13 protein-coding genes and 1 pseudogene are annotated in these 16,526 nt (G+C 67.3%); 9 read left to right on the top strand and 5 right to left on the bottom strand.

Going from position 1 to position 16,526, the window contains the following annotated elements:
- Window positions 1-75: 75 nt before the first annotated feature.
- Window positions 76-324: a DUF2795 domain-containing protein gene (locus tag CFB39_RS17585; protein WP_089473769.1), complete on the bottom strand. Its 249-nt coding sequence runs from the start codon at window positions 322-324 to the stop codon at window positions 76-78.
- A gap of 444 nt (window positions 325-768) precedes the next feature.
- Here CFB39_RS17585 and speG point away from each other — a divergent pair, with 444 nt between their 5' ends.
- The 3 genes from speG to CFB39_RS17570 all read left to right on the top strand — a co-directional run bounded on the left by speG (window position 769) and on the right by CFB39_RS17570 (window position 2,906).
- A complete protein-coding gene (speG, locus tag CFB39_RS17580) occupies window positions 769-1,326 on the top strand; it encodes a spermidine N1-acetyltransferase (RefSeq protein WP_089473810.1) in 558 nt (185 codons plus the stop codon).
- 488 nt (window positions 1,327-1,814) lie between these two features.
- Window positions 1,815-2,162, top strand: coding sequence for a surface attachment protein Sap1 (gene sap1, locus CFB39_RS17575; RefSeq protein ID WP_011353606.1), 348 nt, complete (start codon window positions 1,815-1,817; stop codon window positions 2,160-2,162).
- Window positions 2,163-2,351: 189 nt separating this feature from the next.
- Window positions 2,352-2,906 (top strand): YaeQ family protein, encoded by a 555-nt coding sequence (locus CFB39_RS17570; RefSeq protein ID WP_089473768.1) that lies wholly within the window; start codon window positions 2,352-2,354, stop codon window positions 2,904-2,906.
- A 19-nt stretch (window positions 2,907-2,925) separates the two neighbouring features.
- Here the strand turns inward: CFB39_RS17570 and CFB39_RS17565 are convergent, their stop codons facing one another.
- The gene (locus CFB39_RS17565) at window positions 2,926-3,339 is read right to left on the bottom strand and encodes a VOC family protein (protein WP_011353604.1); all 414 of its coding nucleotides are present in this window, start codon (window positions 3,337-3,339) and stop codon (window positions 2,926-2,928) included.
- A 431-nt stretch (window positions 3,340-3,770) separates the two neighbouring features.
- On the opposite strand from CFB39_RS17565, the gene ada reads away from it, so the two are divergent.
- The 3 genes from ada (at window position 3,771) to gshA (ending at window position 8,048) form a co-directional block, all read left to right on the top strand.
- Window positions 3,771-4,862, top strand: coding sequence for a bifunctional DNA-binding transcriptional regulator/O6-methylguanine-DNA methyltransferase Ada (ada, locus tag CFB39_RS17555; RefSeq protein WP_089473767.1), 1,092 nt, complete (start codon window positions 3,771-3,773; stop codon window positions 4,860-4,862).
- Window positions 4,859-5,818 carry a DNA-3-methyladenine glycosylase gene (locus tag CFB39_RS17550; protein ID WP_089473766.1) on the top strand — a complete coding sequence of 320 codons (960 nt, stop codon included), beginning with the start codon at window positions 4,859-4,861 and terminating at the stop codon, window positions 5,816-5,818. Before ada ends, CFB39_RS17550 begins: the two co-directional genes overlap by 4 nt.
- Before the next feature lie 616 nt (window positions 5,819-6,434).
- A complete protein-coding gene (gshA, locus tag CFB39_RS17540) occupies window positions 6,435-8,048 on the top strand; it encodes a glutamate--cysteine ligase (RefSeq protein ID WP_179257686.1) in 1,614 nt (537 codons plus the stop codon).
- A gap of 102 nt (window positions 8,049-8,150) precedes the next feature.
- On the opposite strand, the gene CFB39_RS17535 is transcribed toward gshA, so the two are convergent.
- Window positions 8,151-8,462 carry a DUF4148 domain-containing protein gene (locus tag CFB39_RS17535; protein ID WP_089473809.1) on the bottom strand — a complete coding sequence of 104 codons (312 nt, stop codon included), beginning with the start codon at window positions 8,460-8,462 and terminating at the stop codon, window positions 8,151-8,153.
- Window positions 8,463-8,935: 473 nt separating this feature from the next.
- Between CFB39_RS17535 and CFB39_RS17525 the strand changes: the two genes are divergently transcribed.
- On the top strand, window positions 8,936-10,576 hold the full coding sequence (locus tag CFB39_RS17525; RefSeq protein ID WP_089473762.1) for an L-lactate permease: 1,641 nt from the start codon (window positions 8,936-8,938) through the stop codon (window positions 10,574-10,576).
- 98 nt (window positions 10,577-10,674) lie between these two features.
- On the opposite strand, the pseudogene CFB39_RS17520 reads toward CFB39_RS17525, so the two are convergent.
- Window positions 10,675-11,588, bottom strand: a pseudogene (locus CFB39_RS17520) (LysR family transcriptional regulator); the annotation flags it as partial.
- A gap of 228 nt (window positions 11,589-11,816) precedes the next feature.
- Between CFB39_RS17520 and CFB39_RS17515 the strand changes: the two are divergent.
- Window positions 11,817-13,991 carry a phosphocholine-specific phospholipase C gene (locus CFB39_RS17515; protein WP_089473760.1) on the top strand — a complete coding sequence of 725 codons (2,175 nt, stop codon included), beginning with the start codon at window positions 11,817-11,819 and terminating at the stop codon, window positions 13,989-13,991.
- A gap of 206 nt (window positions 13,992-14,197) precedes the next feature.
- Entirely contained in the window at window positions 14,198-14,926 is a 729-nt protein-coding gene (locus tag CFB39_RS17510) for a phosphonate utilization associated transcriptional regulator (RefSeq protein ID WP_089473759.1), read from the top strand.
- Window positions 14,927-15,051: 125 nt separating this feature from the next.
- On the opposite strand, the gene CFB39_RS17505 is transcribed toward CFB39_RS17510, so the two are convergent.
- Window positions 15,052-16,440, bottom strand: a complete 1,389-nt coding sequence (locus tag CFB39_RS17505; protein ID WP_089473758.1) for an FAD-dependent oxidoreductase — start codon at window positions 16,438-16,440, stop codon at window positions 15,052-15,054.
- Window positions 16,441-16,526: the final 86 nt, after the last annotated feature.

Here is a 16,526-nt window from a genome sequence, read left to right as displayed (position 1 = left end):
TCTTGCGCCGGGCGACAGGCAACCGGCCGCTGCGCGACCGGTGCGGCCTGATCCTATCGCGTTATGGGTGCGCGCTCAAACCCCGAGGCCGGGACCGAAGTTGCCGGCGACCCACTGGGTGACGGCGTTGACGTCCGCGTAGTCCTGTTCGGGCAGGCCGTCGAGCATCGCCAGCACTTCGTTGCTGGCGCCGGCGTCGCGCGCGGCATCGACGATCGCATCCTTGTTGGCCGGGTAGCGGACGGCCGCCAGCACGTCGGCGATCTGCAGGTCGATCGTTTCGCTGGGAATGTCGTGCGGAGGTTGGGCGGGCTGGTCGTTCACGGCGGCGTCTCGCGGAGTGAGCGGATCAAGTGGGAATCGGATCGAGGCGAAATTCGGGGGCTTGACAGGGCACGTCACGCGTTCACATGCCAGGGCGGCCGGGCCGGCACGCCTCGCGGAGGAACGGCAATCGACTCAATGCCCGCGTCGCACGCGGCGCCACGGATGCTTCCAGTCGATGTGCGGTGCGTTTTCGTCGCGCGGATGCTGGCGCCGATGTTCCTGCCAAAGTTCGTCGGAAAACAGCGCCGCGACGATCACGAGCGGCAACACGAGGAATATTCCGAGTATGACTTGCTCGAACACGATAGCCTCCTTGCGGTGGCAGGAACCCTTGCTCCCATTCTAGGCTCTGAACTTCGCCCGCGTTCAACTTCTTACAGTGCGAAACAGGCCCGGATGCGGCCTTGCCGCACGTGCGCCGGCATCAAAAAGGACATGAACATGCAACTCCAGAACGATACCAACACGCTCGCGCTGCGGCCCCTGGAGCGCCAGGACCTGCGCTTCGTCCACGAGCTGAACAACGACGCAAAGATCATGCGCTACTGGTTCGAGGAGCCGTACGAAACCTTCTCGGAACTGTCACAACTGTACGACCGCCACGTGCACGACCAGCGCGAGCGCCGTTTCGTCGCGGTCGATGCGCAAGACGAACTGGTCGGCCTCGTCGAGCTGATCGAGCTCGACTACATCCATCGACGCGGCGAATTCCAGATCATCATCGCGCCGCAACGCCAGGGGCGCGGCTATGCGGGCCAGGCGACGCGTCTTGCGATCGAATACGCGTTCAAGGTGCTGAACATGCGCAAGCTGTACCTGATCGTCGATACGTCGAATGCGGCGGCGATTCACGTGTACGAGAAATGCGGATTCCAGCACGAGGCCGAATTGAAGGAAGAATTTTTCGGAAACGGCGCGTATCACAACGCTTATCGCATGTGCATTTTTCAGCGCGATTATTTCAAACGCCAGCAAGCTACCCAGAATAAGGCAGGGTAAACACGCTGGCGAAAGGCGCTGGCGGCGGGGCTTTCGCGGGCGCTGAAACCATGCGGCGAAGTACGGATAAATACGGATGCGCTTATACCTGGCATTTTTCTTGTATCAGGTAAATGCGATTCCGCGTTGCGGTAAAGTCGAATCGTTTCGGATGACTTTATGTGCGGCGCATCAAAATGATCCGGATAGCGAAATGGATTATCCAAACCGTTCAATCGCCGCATTGTAACTTTGATGAAAGTCTTGCCGAGTAACGCTTTCCGCCCGGCGGCGCGGGCCTGTGCGTCGGGCGGCGCGCGTCGTCATGTCTGCGCCGGGTGAGAAAAACAGGCTGCGCACGGGGTGCGACAATCCGCCGCTATTGCGGTCGCACAACAAATGTGCTTGCTATCGCTTGCCGGTCTTCTAAAGTGAAAAACGCGGGTTCACGATCACCTTTAAACACATAGCTAACCCAAGCCTGGTGCCCGCAAGCCTGGAGACAGAACATGATGAAACGTACCGGTATCCTTTTTGCCCTCGTCGGCGCATTTTGCGCGGTGTCGATTGCCCAAGCCGGCGGCGATTCGGCCGTCAAGCCGAAGCAGGAAATCCAGTTGACGAAGAACGCATGGGGCTGCCTGTCGAAAGACAATCTGGACTCCGTACTGAGTCACGAGCGTGACGGCAAGTCGCAGGCGAAGCAGCAATACTTCGACGATTACCGGTGCCTGTCGGTGCCGGAAGGCCAGCGTTTCCGCGTGGTGTCGGTCGACCAGGGCGACGTGCAGTTCGTCAGCGCCGACAACAGCGACCAGCAGGGTCTCTGGACCGATTCGCGCTTCGTCAAGCAGTAACCGTCCATTCACCGCGCCGTCACACGACGCGCGAGCGCGCCGGCCCGATGAGCCGGCGGCGCGAACCGAACACGGCCCGGCCCATGCCGGGCCGTTGCGCTGTGGGTGGCGCATGACACGCGTCGGACGGCCCGCATTCGGTATCATCACGGCCCGACCGAACCGAATGCCCGCCCGGGCCGACTCCGCATGGCGCTGAAATCCACGATCTACAAAGCCGAACTGCAAATCGCCGACATGGATCGGCATTACTACGCCGATCACGCGCTGACGGTGGCGCGCCATCCGTCCGAAACCGACGAGCGGATGATGGTGCGCATCGTCGCGTTCGCGCTGTTCGCGCACGAGCGGCTCGAATTCTGCAAGGGGCTGTCGGACGTCGACGAGCCCGATCTGTGGCAGAAGGACCTGACCGGCGCGATCGACGTCTGGATTGAAGCCGGCCAACCCGACGAGCGGCGCATCTCGAAGGCGGCCGGCCGCGCCGGGCAGGTCACGGTGATCGCATACGGCGGCAAGACGTCGGATATCTGGTGGCAGGGCGTGCGCAGCAAGGTCGAGCGACTGCGCAACGTGCAGGTGCTGTCGCTGAACGACGGTGTCGCGGCAGCGCTCGGTAAACTCGCGGAGCGCACGATGCGCCTGCAATGCACGGTGCAGGACGGCGCGGCGTGGATCTCGAGCGCCGACCACGATCCGGTGGCGGTCGAGTGGACGGTGCTGAAGGCGCGCGCGGACGCGTGACGGCCCGTGCCGGCCGCGTTCAGCCGATCGCGGCCGGCGGCCCCTTGAATTCGAGCATGTTGCCTTCAGGGTCGAACAGGTAGATCGACGGCCCGTATCCGCCGGCGCCGTAGCGTTCCGCGGGCGCGCCCGGCCGTGCGCCATGTGCGGCGAAATGGGCGGTCAACGCGTCGGGATCGAACGGCTCGACGCGCAGGCACAGGTGATCGAGATTGCGTCCCGTGCCGGGCGGGCCGCTGTCGGGACGGTCGATCGGGCCGCCGACCGACAGCAGGTCGATCAGCGCGTCGCCGGCGCGCAGTTGCACGAGGCCCAGATCGGGCTGTTCCTTCTCCACATGGCAGCCGACGGCGTCGCAGTAAAAGCGCGTCATCGCGGCCATGTCGGTCACGCGCAGCACGATGTGATCGATCGCGCGGATGGTCGGTTTCATGGGCAAGGCTCTCCTTCGCAGTCCACGAGCATCGAGTGTAGACGCATCGCGCCTGCGCCGCCGGCCGGAACGCGGCACAATCGACGGACGAAAAAAAGCCCGTTCACGCAGAGCGGAACGGGCTTAATCCATATCAGGAGGAGACATGGAGGAGACAGTTCCAACTATACACACGGCGATGGTGCGACGCAATATTCCGAATGCAAAAAAACGTCAGGACGGCGATTTGTCGCATCCGCACTGCAGCAAAATGGTGACGGGACAATGACGAAAACCGCGCCGGAACAGCCGGCGCGCGCGTTTTGTCGGGTTTATTTTCAGTTGATGTGCCCCGATTATCCGGGGCGAATCACAGAGCAAGATTCAGGGCGCGACGGCACGTGCCGATGTCTAGAGTAGGCACCATCTACACTAGAGAGTGCGAGGTTCAGATGAAAACCGCCTATCCGACCGATGATGCCCGCTGGGGCGCCGTCACCGAGCGCGATCCGCATGCGGACGGCGCGTTCTTCTACGCCGTGAGCACGACCGGCGTGTTCTGCCGCCCGACCTGTGCGTCGCGGTTGCCGCGTCGCGAAAATGTGTCCTTCTTCGCCGATACGGCCGCCGCGCGTGCGGCCGGCTTCCGGCCCTGCAAGCGCTGCCAGCCGGAAGGGCTGCCGCGCGAGCTCGAGATCGTCAACCGCGCGTGCGCGGTGCTCGACGCGCATGCCGAACGGCTCACGCTGCAGCAGTTGAGCGACGCCGTGCACGTGAGCCCGTTTCACCTTCAGCGGCTCTTCAAGCGCGTGGTCGGCGTGTCACCGCGGCAGTACCAGGCCGCGCAACGCGGCGCCGCGCTGCGGCAGGCGCTGCAAAGCGGGCAGCCGGTCACGCAGGCGGCCGTCGACGCGGGCTTCAACTCGCCGTCGCGGCTTTATGCGTCGGTGCCGCGCGAGCTCGGGATGGCGCCGTCGGCGTTTCGCCGGCAGGGCGCAGGGCTGCGGATCGACTATGCGACCGCATCGACGTCACTCGGCACCGTGCTCGTCGCCGCGACCGAGCAGGGCATCTGCCGGATCGCGTTCGGCGACGAGCCGGCCGCGCTCGTCGGCGAGTTGAGGGATGCGTTCGCGCGCGCCGAGCTGGTCGAAGCGTCGGCACGGCTCGCGCCGTTCGTCACGCAGATCCGCGCGTATCTGGATGGCACACGGCACGCGTTCGATCTGCCGCTCGACATCGCGCCGACCGCATTCCAGCAGCGCGTGTGGGAGGCGCTGACGCATATTCCGTACGGCGAAACGCGCAGCTACTCGGAGATCGCCGAGGCGCTGGGTGCGCCGCGCGCGGTACGCGCTGTTGCATCCGCGTGCGCATCGAATCCGGTCGCGCTCGCGATCCCGTGCCACCGCGTCGTACAGAAGGGCGGCGCGCTTTCCGGGTATCGTTGGGGTGTGCGCCGCAAGGCGACGCTGCTCGCGTCCGAAGCGCGTCATGTGCACGACGATCAAACCGAATCCGTTGCGGAGGGCAGCGCAGTTTGAGCATCGCAAAAGCAACCATCACCTCCATCGTGAACGGCGGCCATGTGCCGCCGTCCGCGCAAATGGAACTGCGCTTCAATGCGCCTTACGACTGGGCGCGCGTGCTGCGCTTTTTCAGCGGGCGCGCGATTCCGGGTGTCGAGCAGGTGGCGGACGGTGTGTATCGCCGCATCGTCGACCTGCACGGCGATGCCGGCCGGCTCACGGTCGCGAAACATCCGCGCAAGCACTGCCTGGTCGCGACGGTCGAAGGCGCGGTCGCGCGCTATGTCGATGATGCGTTCGCCATGCGCGTCGCGACGATGTTCGACCTCGGCGCCGATCCGGCCGCCATCGGCAGCGGGCTCGCGCGCGATCCGTGGTTTGCGCCGCTCGTCGAGGCCGCGCCGGGGCTGCGTGTGCCCGGCGCATGGTCGGGGTTCGAGCTGGCCGTGCGCGCGATCGTCGGCCAGCAGGTGAGCGTGAAGGCCGCGACGACGATCGTCGGCCGGCTCGTCGAACGGGCCGGCGAGCGCGTGGTTCAGGAAGACGACGGCGCGCCCGCATGGCGCTTCCCGACGCCCGATGCGCTGGCCGCCTGCGATCTCGACAAGATCGGGATGCCCGGCAAGCGGGTGGCGGCCCTGACGGGCGTGGCGCGCGCGGTGGCGGCCGGTGACGTGCCGGTCGATCGCGAGCACGCCGGTCTCGCGACGCTGCGCAGTGCGTGGCTCGATCTGCCCGGCATCGGCCCGTGGACCGTCGAATACATCGCGATGCGCGCCTGGCGCGATCCGGACGCGTGGCCGGCCTCCGATCTCGTGCTGATGCAGTCGATCGCCGCGCGCGATCCGGCGCTCGACCGGCTCGCGACCCAGAAGCACCGCACCGAGGGCTGGCGGCCGTGGCGCGCGTACGCGGCGCTGCATTTGTGGAATGAGGTGGCCGACCGGGCGGGCGGCGCGCGCGGCGGGTGATGGCTGTGGCCTGCGGCCGGCTGCGACCTGGCGAGGCCGCGATGCAACCCGTTGCGCAGGTCATGCCGACCTGCGTAGGCTAACCGCCGGACACCGGACACCGGACACCGGACACCGGACACCGGACACCGGACACCGGACACCGGACACCGGACACCGGACACCGGACACCGGACACCGGACGCCGGACGCCGGACGCCGGACGCCGGACGCCGGACGCCGGACGCCGGACGCCGGACACAGCACCGGCCGTCACGGCAATTCCGCGCATCCGTCGTCGGCCGGATGCCGTGCGCGCGATGCCCACTTACCCCGCTTTCCGCGATCGGTTCAGCGGCAGGGTTGCACCTGCCGCCACCCGTTCGCGCATCACGTTCCGTCCGACGAATTCGCGTAACCGGCGTGCCCGTGGCCGCCGCATGGAACCGGTCGCAGACGCGGCGACCGCCGCGACCGGCCCGCCCGGCGGCCCGCTCCGGCCCGCGCACCGTGCCCGGCGCCACCTCAAGCGCGTGTTTCGGCGAGATGTTAAAGTGCCCGCTACCAACGAAGCGACCAACAATCCAGCCGGCCGCGCGCGGCGTTCTGCGCGCGGCCGTCACGCACTTGCGTCTCCATGTCGAACACCATGACTCACCGCCAGTCCGAACTGCTGCTGAATCGCCTCGACGCGCTGAGCTCGGGCCCGACGCGGCAGCATCTGCCCGACGGCCTGCGCGGCATCGAAAAGGAAAGCCTGCGCGTGACGCGCGACGGGATGATCGCGTTCACGCCGCATCCGCGCGCACTCGGTTCGGCGCTCACGCATCCGGCGCTGACGACCGACTATTCCGAAGCGCTGATCGAGCTGATCACGCCTGCGGAAGGCGACGCCGCGATCACGCTCGAGCGTCTCGACGATCTGCATCGCTACGTCTATGCGTCGCTCGGCGACGAGATGCTGTGGAACGACTCGATGCCCGGCCTGCTGCCGGCCGACGACCAGATCCCGATCGCCGACTACGGCACGTCGAACATCGGCCGCCTGAAGACGGTGTACCGGCGCGGCCTCGCGTATCGCTACGGCCGCACGATGCAGTGCATCGCCGGCATCCACTACAACTACTCGCTGCACGAGGAAGTGTGGCGGCGCCTGCATGCGGAAGAGGGCTCGACGGCCACGCTCGTCGATTACCAGTCGGAGCGCTATCTCGCGCAGATCCGCAACTTCCGCCGCCGCAGCTGGCTGCTGATGTACCTGTTCGGCGCGTCGCCCGCGCTCGACACGAAGTTCCTGCGCGGCAAGCCGCACAAGCTCGACACGTTCGATGCCGATACGCTGTACCTGCCGCATGCGACGAGCCTGCGAATGAGCGATCTCGGCTACTCGAACACGACCGCCCAGGCCGCGCTGCACGTCGACTACAACACGCTGCCCGGCTATCTCGACGCGCTGTCGAAAGCCGTGAGCGAGCCGTATCCGGCGTATGAGGCGATCGGCACGCATCGCGACGGCGAGTGGATCCAGATCAACACGAACGTGCTGCAGATCGAGAACGAGTTCTACTCGACGATCCGGCCGAAGCGCGTCACGTATTCGGGCGAGCGGCCGCTGCATGCGCTCGCGTCGCGCGGCGTGCAGTACATCGAGGTGCGCTGTCTCGACATCGATCCGTTCGAGCCGACCGGCATCGCACTGGAAACCGCGCGCTTCATCGACGCGTTCCTGCTCGCGTGCGCGCTCGACGAGAGTCCGGCGCTCGACTGCCCCGCGTACAAGGAAGCAAACGCGAACTTCGGCAGCGTGACGATGGAAGGGCGCAAGCCGGGGCTCACGCTGCAGCGCGACGGCCAGCCGGTCACGCTGCAGGCATGGGCGGACGACCTGATGGCCGATATCGAAACCGTCGGCCGTCGTCTCGACGAGATCCGCGGCGGCGACGAGCATGTGCGCGCAATCGCTGCACAACGCGAGAAACTCGCCGATCCGGAGCGCACGCCGTCCGCGCGTGTGCTGCGCACGATGCGCGAGCGCGGCCAGTCGTTCCTCGGGTTCGCGCTGGCGCAGAGCGAAGCGCATGCCGCGCATTTCCGTGCGCATCCGCCGTCGGCGGAGACGCTGCGCACCGAGCAGGCGCTCGCGGCGAAATCGCTGGCCGAGCAGGCCGAACTCGAAGCGAAGGAGGCCGGTTCGTTCGACGCGTTCGTCGCGGCCTACCGCGCCTACACGCTGAACCGCTTCAGCGTGTGATGCCTGCGCACGTGCATCGCGTCGGTCGGCGCGGTGCGCGATGCGTCTCTCCGTCGCCGGTCGGGTCGCACCGTTGTGTGCTCGATCCGGTTGAATTTGCCGTCAGTGATGCGCGTAGGTGCCGCGGTCGATCGCGTGCGGTAGCGCCGGCTTGCCCGATTCCACGTTTGCCCCGCCTTCGCTGCCGTAGCCGGTGTCCTCGCCACGTGCCTGTGCGGCACGGCGCATGATCGCCTGCATGTGGTCCGGAAAGTCGGGACTGCTGGCGAGGCTCGTCCGGTAGCCGGCGGCCTGCAGCTCCACGAGTTCCTGGCGGACCTGGGCGCGCGTCAGCGTCGACGCGGCCTGCGCGTGAGCGGCGAAGGCCGCGCCGATCAGCACACAGGCGCATGCCGCCCGTTTCATCGTCTTCATCGTGTTCACTCCGTGAGGTTCCGGTGCCGTGCCTGCCGTGGCCGGCGCGGGCGGAATCGATGCGACCAGTCTAGGCTTCGGACGCCAAACGAAACATCCCGCCCGTCGTCAGGCACCTTTGCCGCAGGTGCAACATTGCGCGGGGGGAGCTGCTCGCGGCGGCCTTTCTGTCGAATACGACAGCGGGCTGCCTGCTGCCGGTCAGCGGGCGGCGGCGCGGGCGTATCGGGTCGGCACGGATCGGGCTTGCCCTCCTTGTACAAGCGCCGCGCGCCTCCTAACCTCTTTTAAGCGACTGATCGGTTGGCCGTGCAACGTCGTTGCGTGCGCAAGCGCCTGATCGTTGTCGTGACCGCAGGACATCGCCTTGTACCGAACCCGGGGCATCCCGTTGCCAGCTCGGGTCGTCAGCGCAAGGCATGGGACCCGAGTAAGCGCTAAAGCGCCAACTCGGGTCGACATCTGGAGACACGATGAACCCCACCGACGCCCTACCGCCCGGCATCGTCTTCGCACAGCCGCTGACGCCGGTCGCCCACTCGCTGCTGCTGTCCTTCCTCGTCGCCGCGATCCCGATCGCGGTCGCGCTGATCGCGCTCGGCGTGCTGCGCCGCCCCGCGTGGCAGGCGTCGCTCGCCGGGCTCGTCGCGGGCCTCGCGGTCGCGATCGGCGCATGGGGCATGCCGGCCGGGCTCGCGTTCAACGCGGTCGGCGCGGGCATGGCGCTCGCGGTCGTGCCGGTGATGTGGATCGTCTTCAACGCGCTGCTGCTGTACAACATTGCGGTGAAGTCGGGCCGCTTCGACCAGTTCCGGCAGTGGATGCTGGACAACCTGCCCGACGATCGCCGCCTCGTGCTGCTCGTCGTCGCGTTCTCGTTCGGCTGCCTGCTCGAAGGGATCTCGGGATTCGGCACGCCCGTCGCGATCACGAGCGCCCTCTTGATCGCGCTCGGCTTCCCCGCGCTCGAAGCGCTCACCTACACGCTGCTGTTCAACACGGCGCCGGTTGCGTTCGGCGCGCTCGGCGTGCCGATCACCGTGCTCGGCGCGGTCACGTCGCTGCCGCCCGCGACCCTCGCGCAGATGGTCGGCCGCCAGCTGCCGTTCTTCGCGCTGCTGCTGCCGTTCTACGTGGTCGGCGCGTACGGCGGGCTGCGCTCGATCTCGAAGCTGTGGCCCGCGCTGCTCGTGTCGGGCGGCAGCTTCGCGATCGCGCAGTTCGTCACGTCGAACTTCCTCGGCTACCAGCTCACCGACGTGCTGTCGTCGCTCACGTCGCTGATCGTCACGATCGGTTTCCTGCAGGTGTGGAAGCCGCAGCCCGATCCGCAATACGCGCTCGCGCGCAGTGTGCCGGCAACGGCCGGCGCCGCGCGCGCGGGCTTCGGCGGCTGGCTGCCGTGGCTCGTCGTGTCGGTGGTCGTGATCGTATGGGTGCACGCGAACATCGCGGCGATCGGCGACGTGAAGATCAAGTGGCCAGGCCTGCACAACGCCGTGTTCGTGTCGCTGTACCACAAGCCGTATGCGGCGATCTGGGACTTCCAGCCGCTCGGCACGGGCACCGCGATCCTGCTCTCGGCGATCATCACGGCCGCGCTGACACGCACCGGCGTGGGCGATTTCTTCGATTGCGTGGTCAAGACCTGGCGGCAGACGTGGATCGCGATCGTCACGGTGATGATGATCGTCGGGCTCGCGTACCTGCTGAACTACTCGGGGATCAGCTACACGCTCGGCACCGGCGTCGCGTCGACCGGTGCGCTGTTCCCGCTGGTGTCCGCGTCGCTCGGGTGGATTGCGGTGTTCCTGTCCGGCAGCGACACGTCGGGCAATGCGCTGTTCGGCAACCTGCAGGTCGTCGCCGCGCGGCAGCTCGGCCTCGATCCGGTGCTGATGGCCGCGACCAACTCGTCGGGCGGCGTGATGGGCAAGATGATCTCGCCGCAGAACATCGCGACGGGGGTATCGACGACGGACCTGAAAGGACAGGAAGGTGTCGTGTTCGCGCGCACCTTCTGGCACAGCGTGATTCTCACGCTGTTGCTCGGTGTGCTGGTGTTCCTGCAGCAGCACGTGCTGACGTGGATGATTCCGGCACTGCCGAAGTGAGGTGAGCGCGACGGCAGAAGGAAGGCACGAGGAAAAACGAGGGAAGGCGCGGGAAAAGCGCCATTGAAGTGCGGAACCGGTGAGCGCGCGGCAGTTCGGCGCGCGTTCACCCGCCGCGCCGTTCGTCCGGCTTCTTCCGTCCCGGTGCGTCGCTGCCGGCCGGCAGGATGCAGGCGAGGAATGCGTCGATCGCGGGGCTCTGGCGGCGCGCCTTCAGGTAGTACACGTATTCGTCGATCGTCGTGTCGACGCCGCGCAGCGCGATCACGCGCAAATCCGGATGACGTTCGGCCTCGCCGAGCGGAAACAGGCTGCCGCCCACGCCGTGCAGGATCGCCTCGCGGATCGCTTCGCGGCTGCCGATCTCGGCCACCGAGACGGCCGCGACACCGGCCGCCTCGAGAATCGTCTCCGTGCAGCGGCGCGTGACCGAGCCTTCCTCGCGAATCAGCAGCCGCACGTCGGCGAGTTGCGCCGGCTCGATCGTGTCGAAGCGCGCGAGCGGATGGTTGCGATGCACGACGAGCACGAGCGGGTCGGTCGAGATCACCTTGCGTTCGAGGCCGTCGGCGTCGTTGCGCTGCGACGAGACGGCGAGGTCGATGCGGAATTCCTGCAGCGCCTGCAGGATCTCCTCGGAGTTGCCGATCCGGCACGTGAGCGCGATCGACGGGTGCGCGCTCGAGAAGCGGCCGACCGCGTCCATGATGTAGTACGGCCCCGTCGCGCCGATCCGCAGGTGGCCTTCGAACAGGCCGCCGACGTTGCGCAGCATGATGTCGGCCTGCGCCTCGAGCGCGATCATCTTCTCGACGAGCGGCAGCAGCTCGATGCCCGTCTCGGTGACCTCGAGCTTGCGGCCGCTGCGGTAGAACAGCTCGACGCCGTACACCTGCTCGACCTGCCGGATCTGCGCGGCGATCGTCGGCTGGCTCACGCCCAGGTGGCGCGCGGCGCGCGTGATGCTGCCCTGTCGGACGGTCGCGTGGAACGCCTTCAGCTGATCGAACACGACTCGGCTTCTCCCCTCTGTATCGCGCGTCAGCGTAGCGCACGCGTATGTCGGCCGGATGAAAGGCGCGTCGTGCGCCGCTTCGAAAAAATTCCTGGGGGTAACCCAAAGAAACCTGCGGTAACCGGTCACGGCCGGGACACGCCGATGCGGGGTAATAACGGCAACGCACCACCGCCGGCCCCGCTCGACCGGCGCCCCACTCCTATCGACAACAGGGTTCTCTTCATGTCCTCGAACAATCGACGCGATTTCCTGCGCCTCGCCGCGCAGTCCGCCGGCGCGATGGCCGCCTACGCGGGCTTCCCGCCCGCGATCCGCAATGCGCTGGCGATGCCGGCCGCCTATCGCACGGGCACGATCCGCGACGTCGAACACGTCGTGATCTTCATGCAGGAAAACCGTTCGTTCGACCATTACTTCGGCGGGCTGCGCGGCGTGCGCGGCTTCAACGACCCGCGCCCGCACCTGCTGCCGAGCGGTGCACCGGTGTGGCAGCAGCCGCCGGCGTCGGTGTTCACGAAGAACTACCATTCGCGCGGCCTCGATCCGTCGGCGCCGTACGTGCTGCCGTTCTACCTCGACCCGAAGCAGACGACCGAATTCCAGCCGGGCACCAACCACGGCTGGAGCAGCGGCCACCTGTCCTGGAACAACGGCCAGTGGGACCAGTGGGTGAACCAGAAGCAGGACGTGCTGACGATGGGCTACCTGAAGCGCCAGGATCTCACGTACCACTACGCACTGGCCGACGCGTTCACGATCTGCGATTCGTACTTCTGCTCCGCGCACGCCGACACCGCGCCGAACCGCATCTACCTGTGGACCGGCACGGTCGACCCGCGCAACATCTACGGCAACCCGCCGAACGGCCCGGGCATCGGCGAGCGCGACGACGTGAACGGCTACACGTGGACGACCTACGCGGAACGCCTCGAGAACGCGAAGATCAGCTGGAAGGTGTACCAGGGCGGCACGGGCATCCCGGGCGACCCGACCGACAACTACACCGACAACTCGCTGATGTTCTTCAAGCGCTTCCAGGTGAAGGAAGGCGCGAGCGGCCCGCTGGTCGACAAGGGCGCGTCGGACCACACGCTCGCCGAGCTGAAGGCCGACGTGCAGGCGAACCGGCTGCCGCAGGTGTCGTGGATCGTGTCGCCGTACAAGTACAGCGAGCACCCGCAGGCGTCGCCGACCGACGGCGCGTTCTACATCAACATGGTGCTCGAGGCGCTCACGTCGAACCCGGAAGTGTGGGCGAAGACGGTGTTCATCCTGAACTACGACGAGAACGACGGGCTGTTCGACCACGTCGTGCCGCCGGTGCCGCCGGTCACGAGCGGCGTGGGCGGCCAGGGCATCGTGTCGTCGAACCTGCTGTCGAATCTCGGCGACGAGCTGCTCGACCTGAACAAGTACCCCGGCGAAATGAGCCCGCTCGTGCCGGGCGCCGACCCGGGCGGCATCCAGCCGATCGGCCTCGGGCCGCGCGTGCCGCTGATCATCATCTCGCCGTGGACGAAGGGCGGCTGGGTGTGCTCGGAGACGTTCGACCATACGTCGGTGCTGCGTTTCCTCGAAGCACGTTTCGGCGTGAAGGAGCCGAACATCAGCGCATGGCGCCGGTCGATCTGCGGCGACCTGACGTCGGCATTCGACTTTTCCGCGCGCCCCGACACGCGCACGGTCAGCTTCACGGTGCCGCAACACATCGCGACGGCCGGCCAGGCGTACCAGGTGCCCGCGCAGCAGTCGATGCCGACGCAGGAGCCGGGCACGCGTCCGGCCCGTGCGCTGCCGTACGAGCTGTTCGTGCACAGCCGCGTGAGCGGGCACGACGACAGCGTGTCGCTCGACTTCGCGAACACCGGTGACGCAGGCGCCGCGTTCTACGTGTACGACCGCCGCAACCCGACGACGGCGCCGCGCCGCTATGCGGTGTCCGCGCACGACCGCTTCGTCGACACGTGGAACACGTCGGCCGCGCGCGGCGACTACCATCTCGCGGCGTATGGCCCGAACGGCTATCTGTGCGAGTTCCAGGGCAACACACGGCTCGCGGCGGACGGCCGCCATGCGAACCCCGAAGCGCGGATCGGCTACGACGTGCGCAACCGCCACGTGTACCTGCAACTGCGCAACAGCGGGCGCGCGACGTGCCGCGTGACGGTCGACAACGCATACAGCCACAAGCATGCGCGGACCTACACGCTGGAGCCGGGCGAGCGCATCGAGGATCACTTCGAGCTGTCGTCGAGCCACGGCTGGTACGATCTGACGATCACCGCGACGACGCTGCGCGGCGGCGACGACAAGGTCGTGCGCCGCTTCGCGGGCCACGTCGAGACGGGCCGGCCGAGCCAAAGCGATCCGGGGCCGGTGAAGCACCCGACGGCCTGACGGCCGCCACGCGTCGCGCGAGACGGGTGAGGTCAGCCCGCCGCGCGACCGCCGCCTGCCGGTTGCGCATCGGTTGCATTCCGGCAGGCGGAATTGGCTTTTGGAAACTGAAAACTGTTGACAATGTGCCGGGCCGAGGGTATACAAGGATCATTCGCCGATATGGCGCCCTCGTTTTCTACCGCAGCCCTGCTGCCTGCCCGACCATGACAGCCCCGAACGCGCTCAGCGCCATCGAACTCCTGCAAAGCCAGTCGCTCGCGATGATCGTCCAGGACATGCTCGAGCGCGCGATCGTCTCCGGCGAATACGCGCCCGGCGAGAAGCTCAACGAAGTCGAGATCGCGACCAAGCTGAACGTGTCGCGCGGCCCCGTGCGCGAAGCGTTCCGCGCGCTCGAGCAGGCCGGCCTGCTGCGCAACGAGAAGAACCGCGGCGTGACGGTGCGCGTCGTGCCGCTGCGCGAAGCCGAGGAGATCTACGAAGTGCGCGCGATGCTCGACGAGTCGGTCGCGCGCGCGCTAGCGAAGCGTATCTCGCCCGACACGCTGAAGGTGCTGAAGGGCATCATCCAGTCGATGAAGGACGCCGCGAAGACGCACGACGTCACGCGCTATACCGAGCTGAACGTGCAGTTCCACGATGCGATGGTCGTCGGCGTCGGCAATACGCATCTCACCGATACCTACCGCCGGCTCGTGCGCCAGCTCGGCCTGCTGCGCCAGGCGGCAATCGAGGCCGAGGAGGATGCGATCGCCGTGTCCGCGGCCGAGCACGACAAGATCGTGCAGGCGCTCGCGGGTGGCGATGAAGCGCAGGCGGTGGCGCTCGTGCGCGAGCACGTGTCGCACGGCCTCGAGCGCATGCGCCGCACGCATGAGCAGGGGCTGCCGTCGACGGGCAAGTCGGCGCGGGAGAAGGCCGTGCGCGCGTAAGTGCGCGGCAACGCCTGCACGGGTTGCCGCGAAATAGTTGCCGCACAAAAGCAAAGGGACGCTTCGCAGCGTCCCTTTTTTCATTGCGGCTTCAGGTCATGCATGACCTGAAGGTCAACGCATCGTCACGCCTTGTCGGCCTTCCCGGCCGCGCTCGCGAATTTCGCGAGCCACGTGTCGACAACTGCCGGCCGCCTGCTCTCGTCTTCCGCGCGCTCCTTGCGGCGGATCGCATTGCGCACGACGTGCGCGCCGACATAGCGGATCGGCTCAGGCGGGAAATGACCAAGCGGGCCGCGCACGATCGGGCTGCGCGTCCATGCGTTGTCGAGGCCGAGCACGAGCGACGACAGGATCTGCCCGCCCATGTAGGTCGGCCCCACGCCGTTACCCGAGTAGCCGAAGCCGTAGAACACGTTCGGCGCGTCGTCGAGGCGGCCGAAGAACGGGAAGCCCGTCACTGAACGATCCGACGGCCCGTTCCAGCTCGCGGTGACCGGCACGCCCGCGAGCGACGGAAAGAACTCGCGCAGGCTTTGCGTCAGTTGCGCCTCGTACGGCGAGCGCCGGTCGAACACGGGCGCGATGCGGCTGCGCCACGAGAACGTGTTGCCGCCCTTGCCGAGCATCAGCCGCCCGTCGGCGGTGGTGCGGTAGTAGTAGACGAAGATCCGCGAATCGAGCACCGACACGCCGTCCACGAGCCCGGTCTTTTCGAGCAGCTCGGGGCATTTCTCGGTGATGACCATGTCGCTCGACACGACCGCGATCGTCCGTTCGAACTGCGGGAAGCGGCTCGCCATCCACGCGTTGATCGCGAACACGAGCTTGCCCGCACGCACGGTGCCGGACGGCGTGCGCACGACGGCCGGCTGCCCGGGCGTGAAGTCGAGCATCGGCGTGCGCTCGTAGACCCGGATGCCCATCGCGAGCGCGACGCGGCGCAGCCCGCGCACGAGCTTGCCGGGATGCACGGTCGCGGCGATCGGCGAGTAGACGCCGTCGAGATTGCGGGCGGACCCCGAGCGGCGCGCGACTTCGGCGGGCGGCAGCGGCTCGTAGCTGTGGATCCCGCATGCGGCGAGCGCGTCGAGCACCGGCGCGAGCGTGCCGACCTGCGCACGCGACGTCGCGGTGTACAGCGTGCCGTCGAGCCGCAGCTCGGCATCGATGGCGTGCGCGCGGCAGAAATCGGCGATGTGCTGCACGGCCGCTTCGGAGGCCTTCACGAGCCGGATCGCCTCGGCTTCGCCGAACAGCCGCCGCAGCGTGAGGAACTTCGCGGACCACGTGAGCAGGCAGCCGCCGTTGCGACCGCTCGCGCCGGCGCCGCACAGATCGGCCTCGACGATCACGATGTCGAGCGCCGGGTTCTGCTGCTTCGCCTGGATGGCCGTCCAGAGCCCCGTGAAGCCGCCGCCGACGATGCACACGTCGGCCTGCGTCGCACCCTGCAGCGCGGGGGCGAGATCGCCGTCGTTGAACAGCGCTTGTTCGATCCAGAAGGGTCGCATGGGAGGGTTCGTCGAAAAGGGGCGCGCCGCGCGCGGCCCGAAAAAATGACGGCCGCCGCATGCGAACGTGCATGCGGCGGGTTACA

This window comes from Burkholderia sp. AU6039 (genome assembly GCF_002223365.1).
Taxonomy (GTDB): Bacteria; Pseudomonadota; Gammaproteobacteria; order Burkholderiales; family Burkholderiaceae; genus Burkholderia.
This window is presented reverse-complemented; position numbering and strand designations above follow the sequence as displayed.

What these genes read in the sequence shown, in the direction of transcription:
- speG (WP_089473810.1), top strand. Translation starts at nt 769, where the DNA reads ATGCAACTCCAGAACGATACCAACACGCTCGCGCTGCGGCCCCTGGAG.
- sap1 (WP_011353606.1), top strand. Translation starts at nt 1,815, where the DNA reads ATGATGAAACGTACCGGTATCCTTTTTGCCCTCGTCGGCGCATTTTGC.
- CFB39_RS17570 (WP_089473768.1), top strand. Translation starts at nt 2,352, where the DNA reads ATGGCGCTGAAATCCACGATCTACAAAGCCGAACTGCAAATCGCCGAC.
- CFB39_RS17565 (WP_011353604.1), bottom strand. Translation starts at nt 3,339, where the DNA reads ATGAAACCGACCATCCGCGCGATCGATCACATCGTGCTGCGCGTGACC.
- ada (WP_089473767.1), top strand. Translation starts at nt 3,771, where the DNA reads ATGAAAACCGCCTATCCGACCGATGATGCCCGCTGGGGCGCCGTCACC.
- gshA (WP_179257686.1), top strand. Translation starts at nt 6,435, where the DNA reads ATGTCGAACACCATGACTCACCGCCAGTCCGAACTGCTGCTGAATCGC.
- CFB39_RS17535 (WP_089473809.1), bottom strand. Translation starts at nt 8,462, where the DNA reads ATGAAGACGATGAAACGGGCGGCATGCGCCTGTGTGCTGATCGGCGCG.
- CFB39_RS17525 (WP_089473762.1), top strand. Translation starts at nt 8,936, where the DNA reads ATGAACCCCACCGACGCCCTACCGCCCGGCATCGTCTTCGCACAGCCG.
- CFB39_RS17515 (WP_089473760.1), top strand. Translation starts at nt 11,817, where the DNA reads ATGTCCTCGAACAATCGACGCGATTTCCTGCGCCTCGCCGCGCAGTCC.
- CFB39_RS17510 (WP_089473759.1), top strand. Translation starts at nt 14,198, where the DNA reads ATGACAGCCCCGAACGCGCTCAGCGCCATCGAACTCCTGCAAAGCCAG.
- CFB39_RS17505 (WP_089473758.1), bottom strand. Translation starts at nt 16,440, where the DNA reads ATGCGACCCTTCTGGATCGAACAAGCGCTGTTCAACGACGGCGATCTC.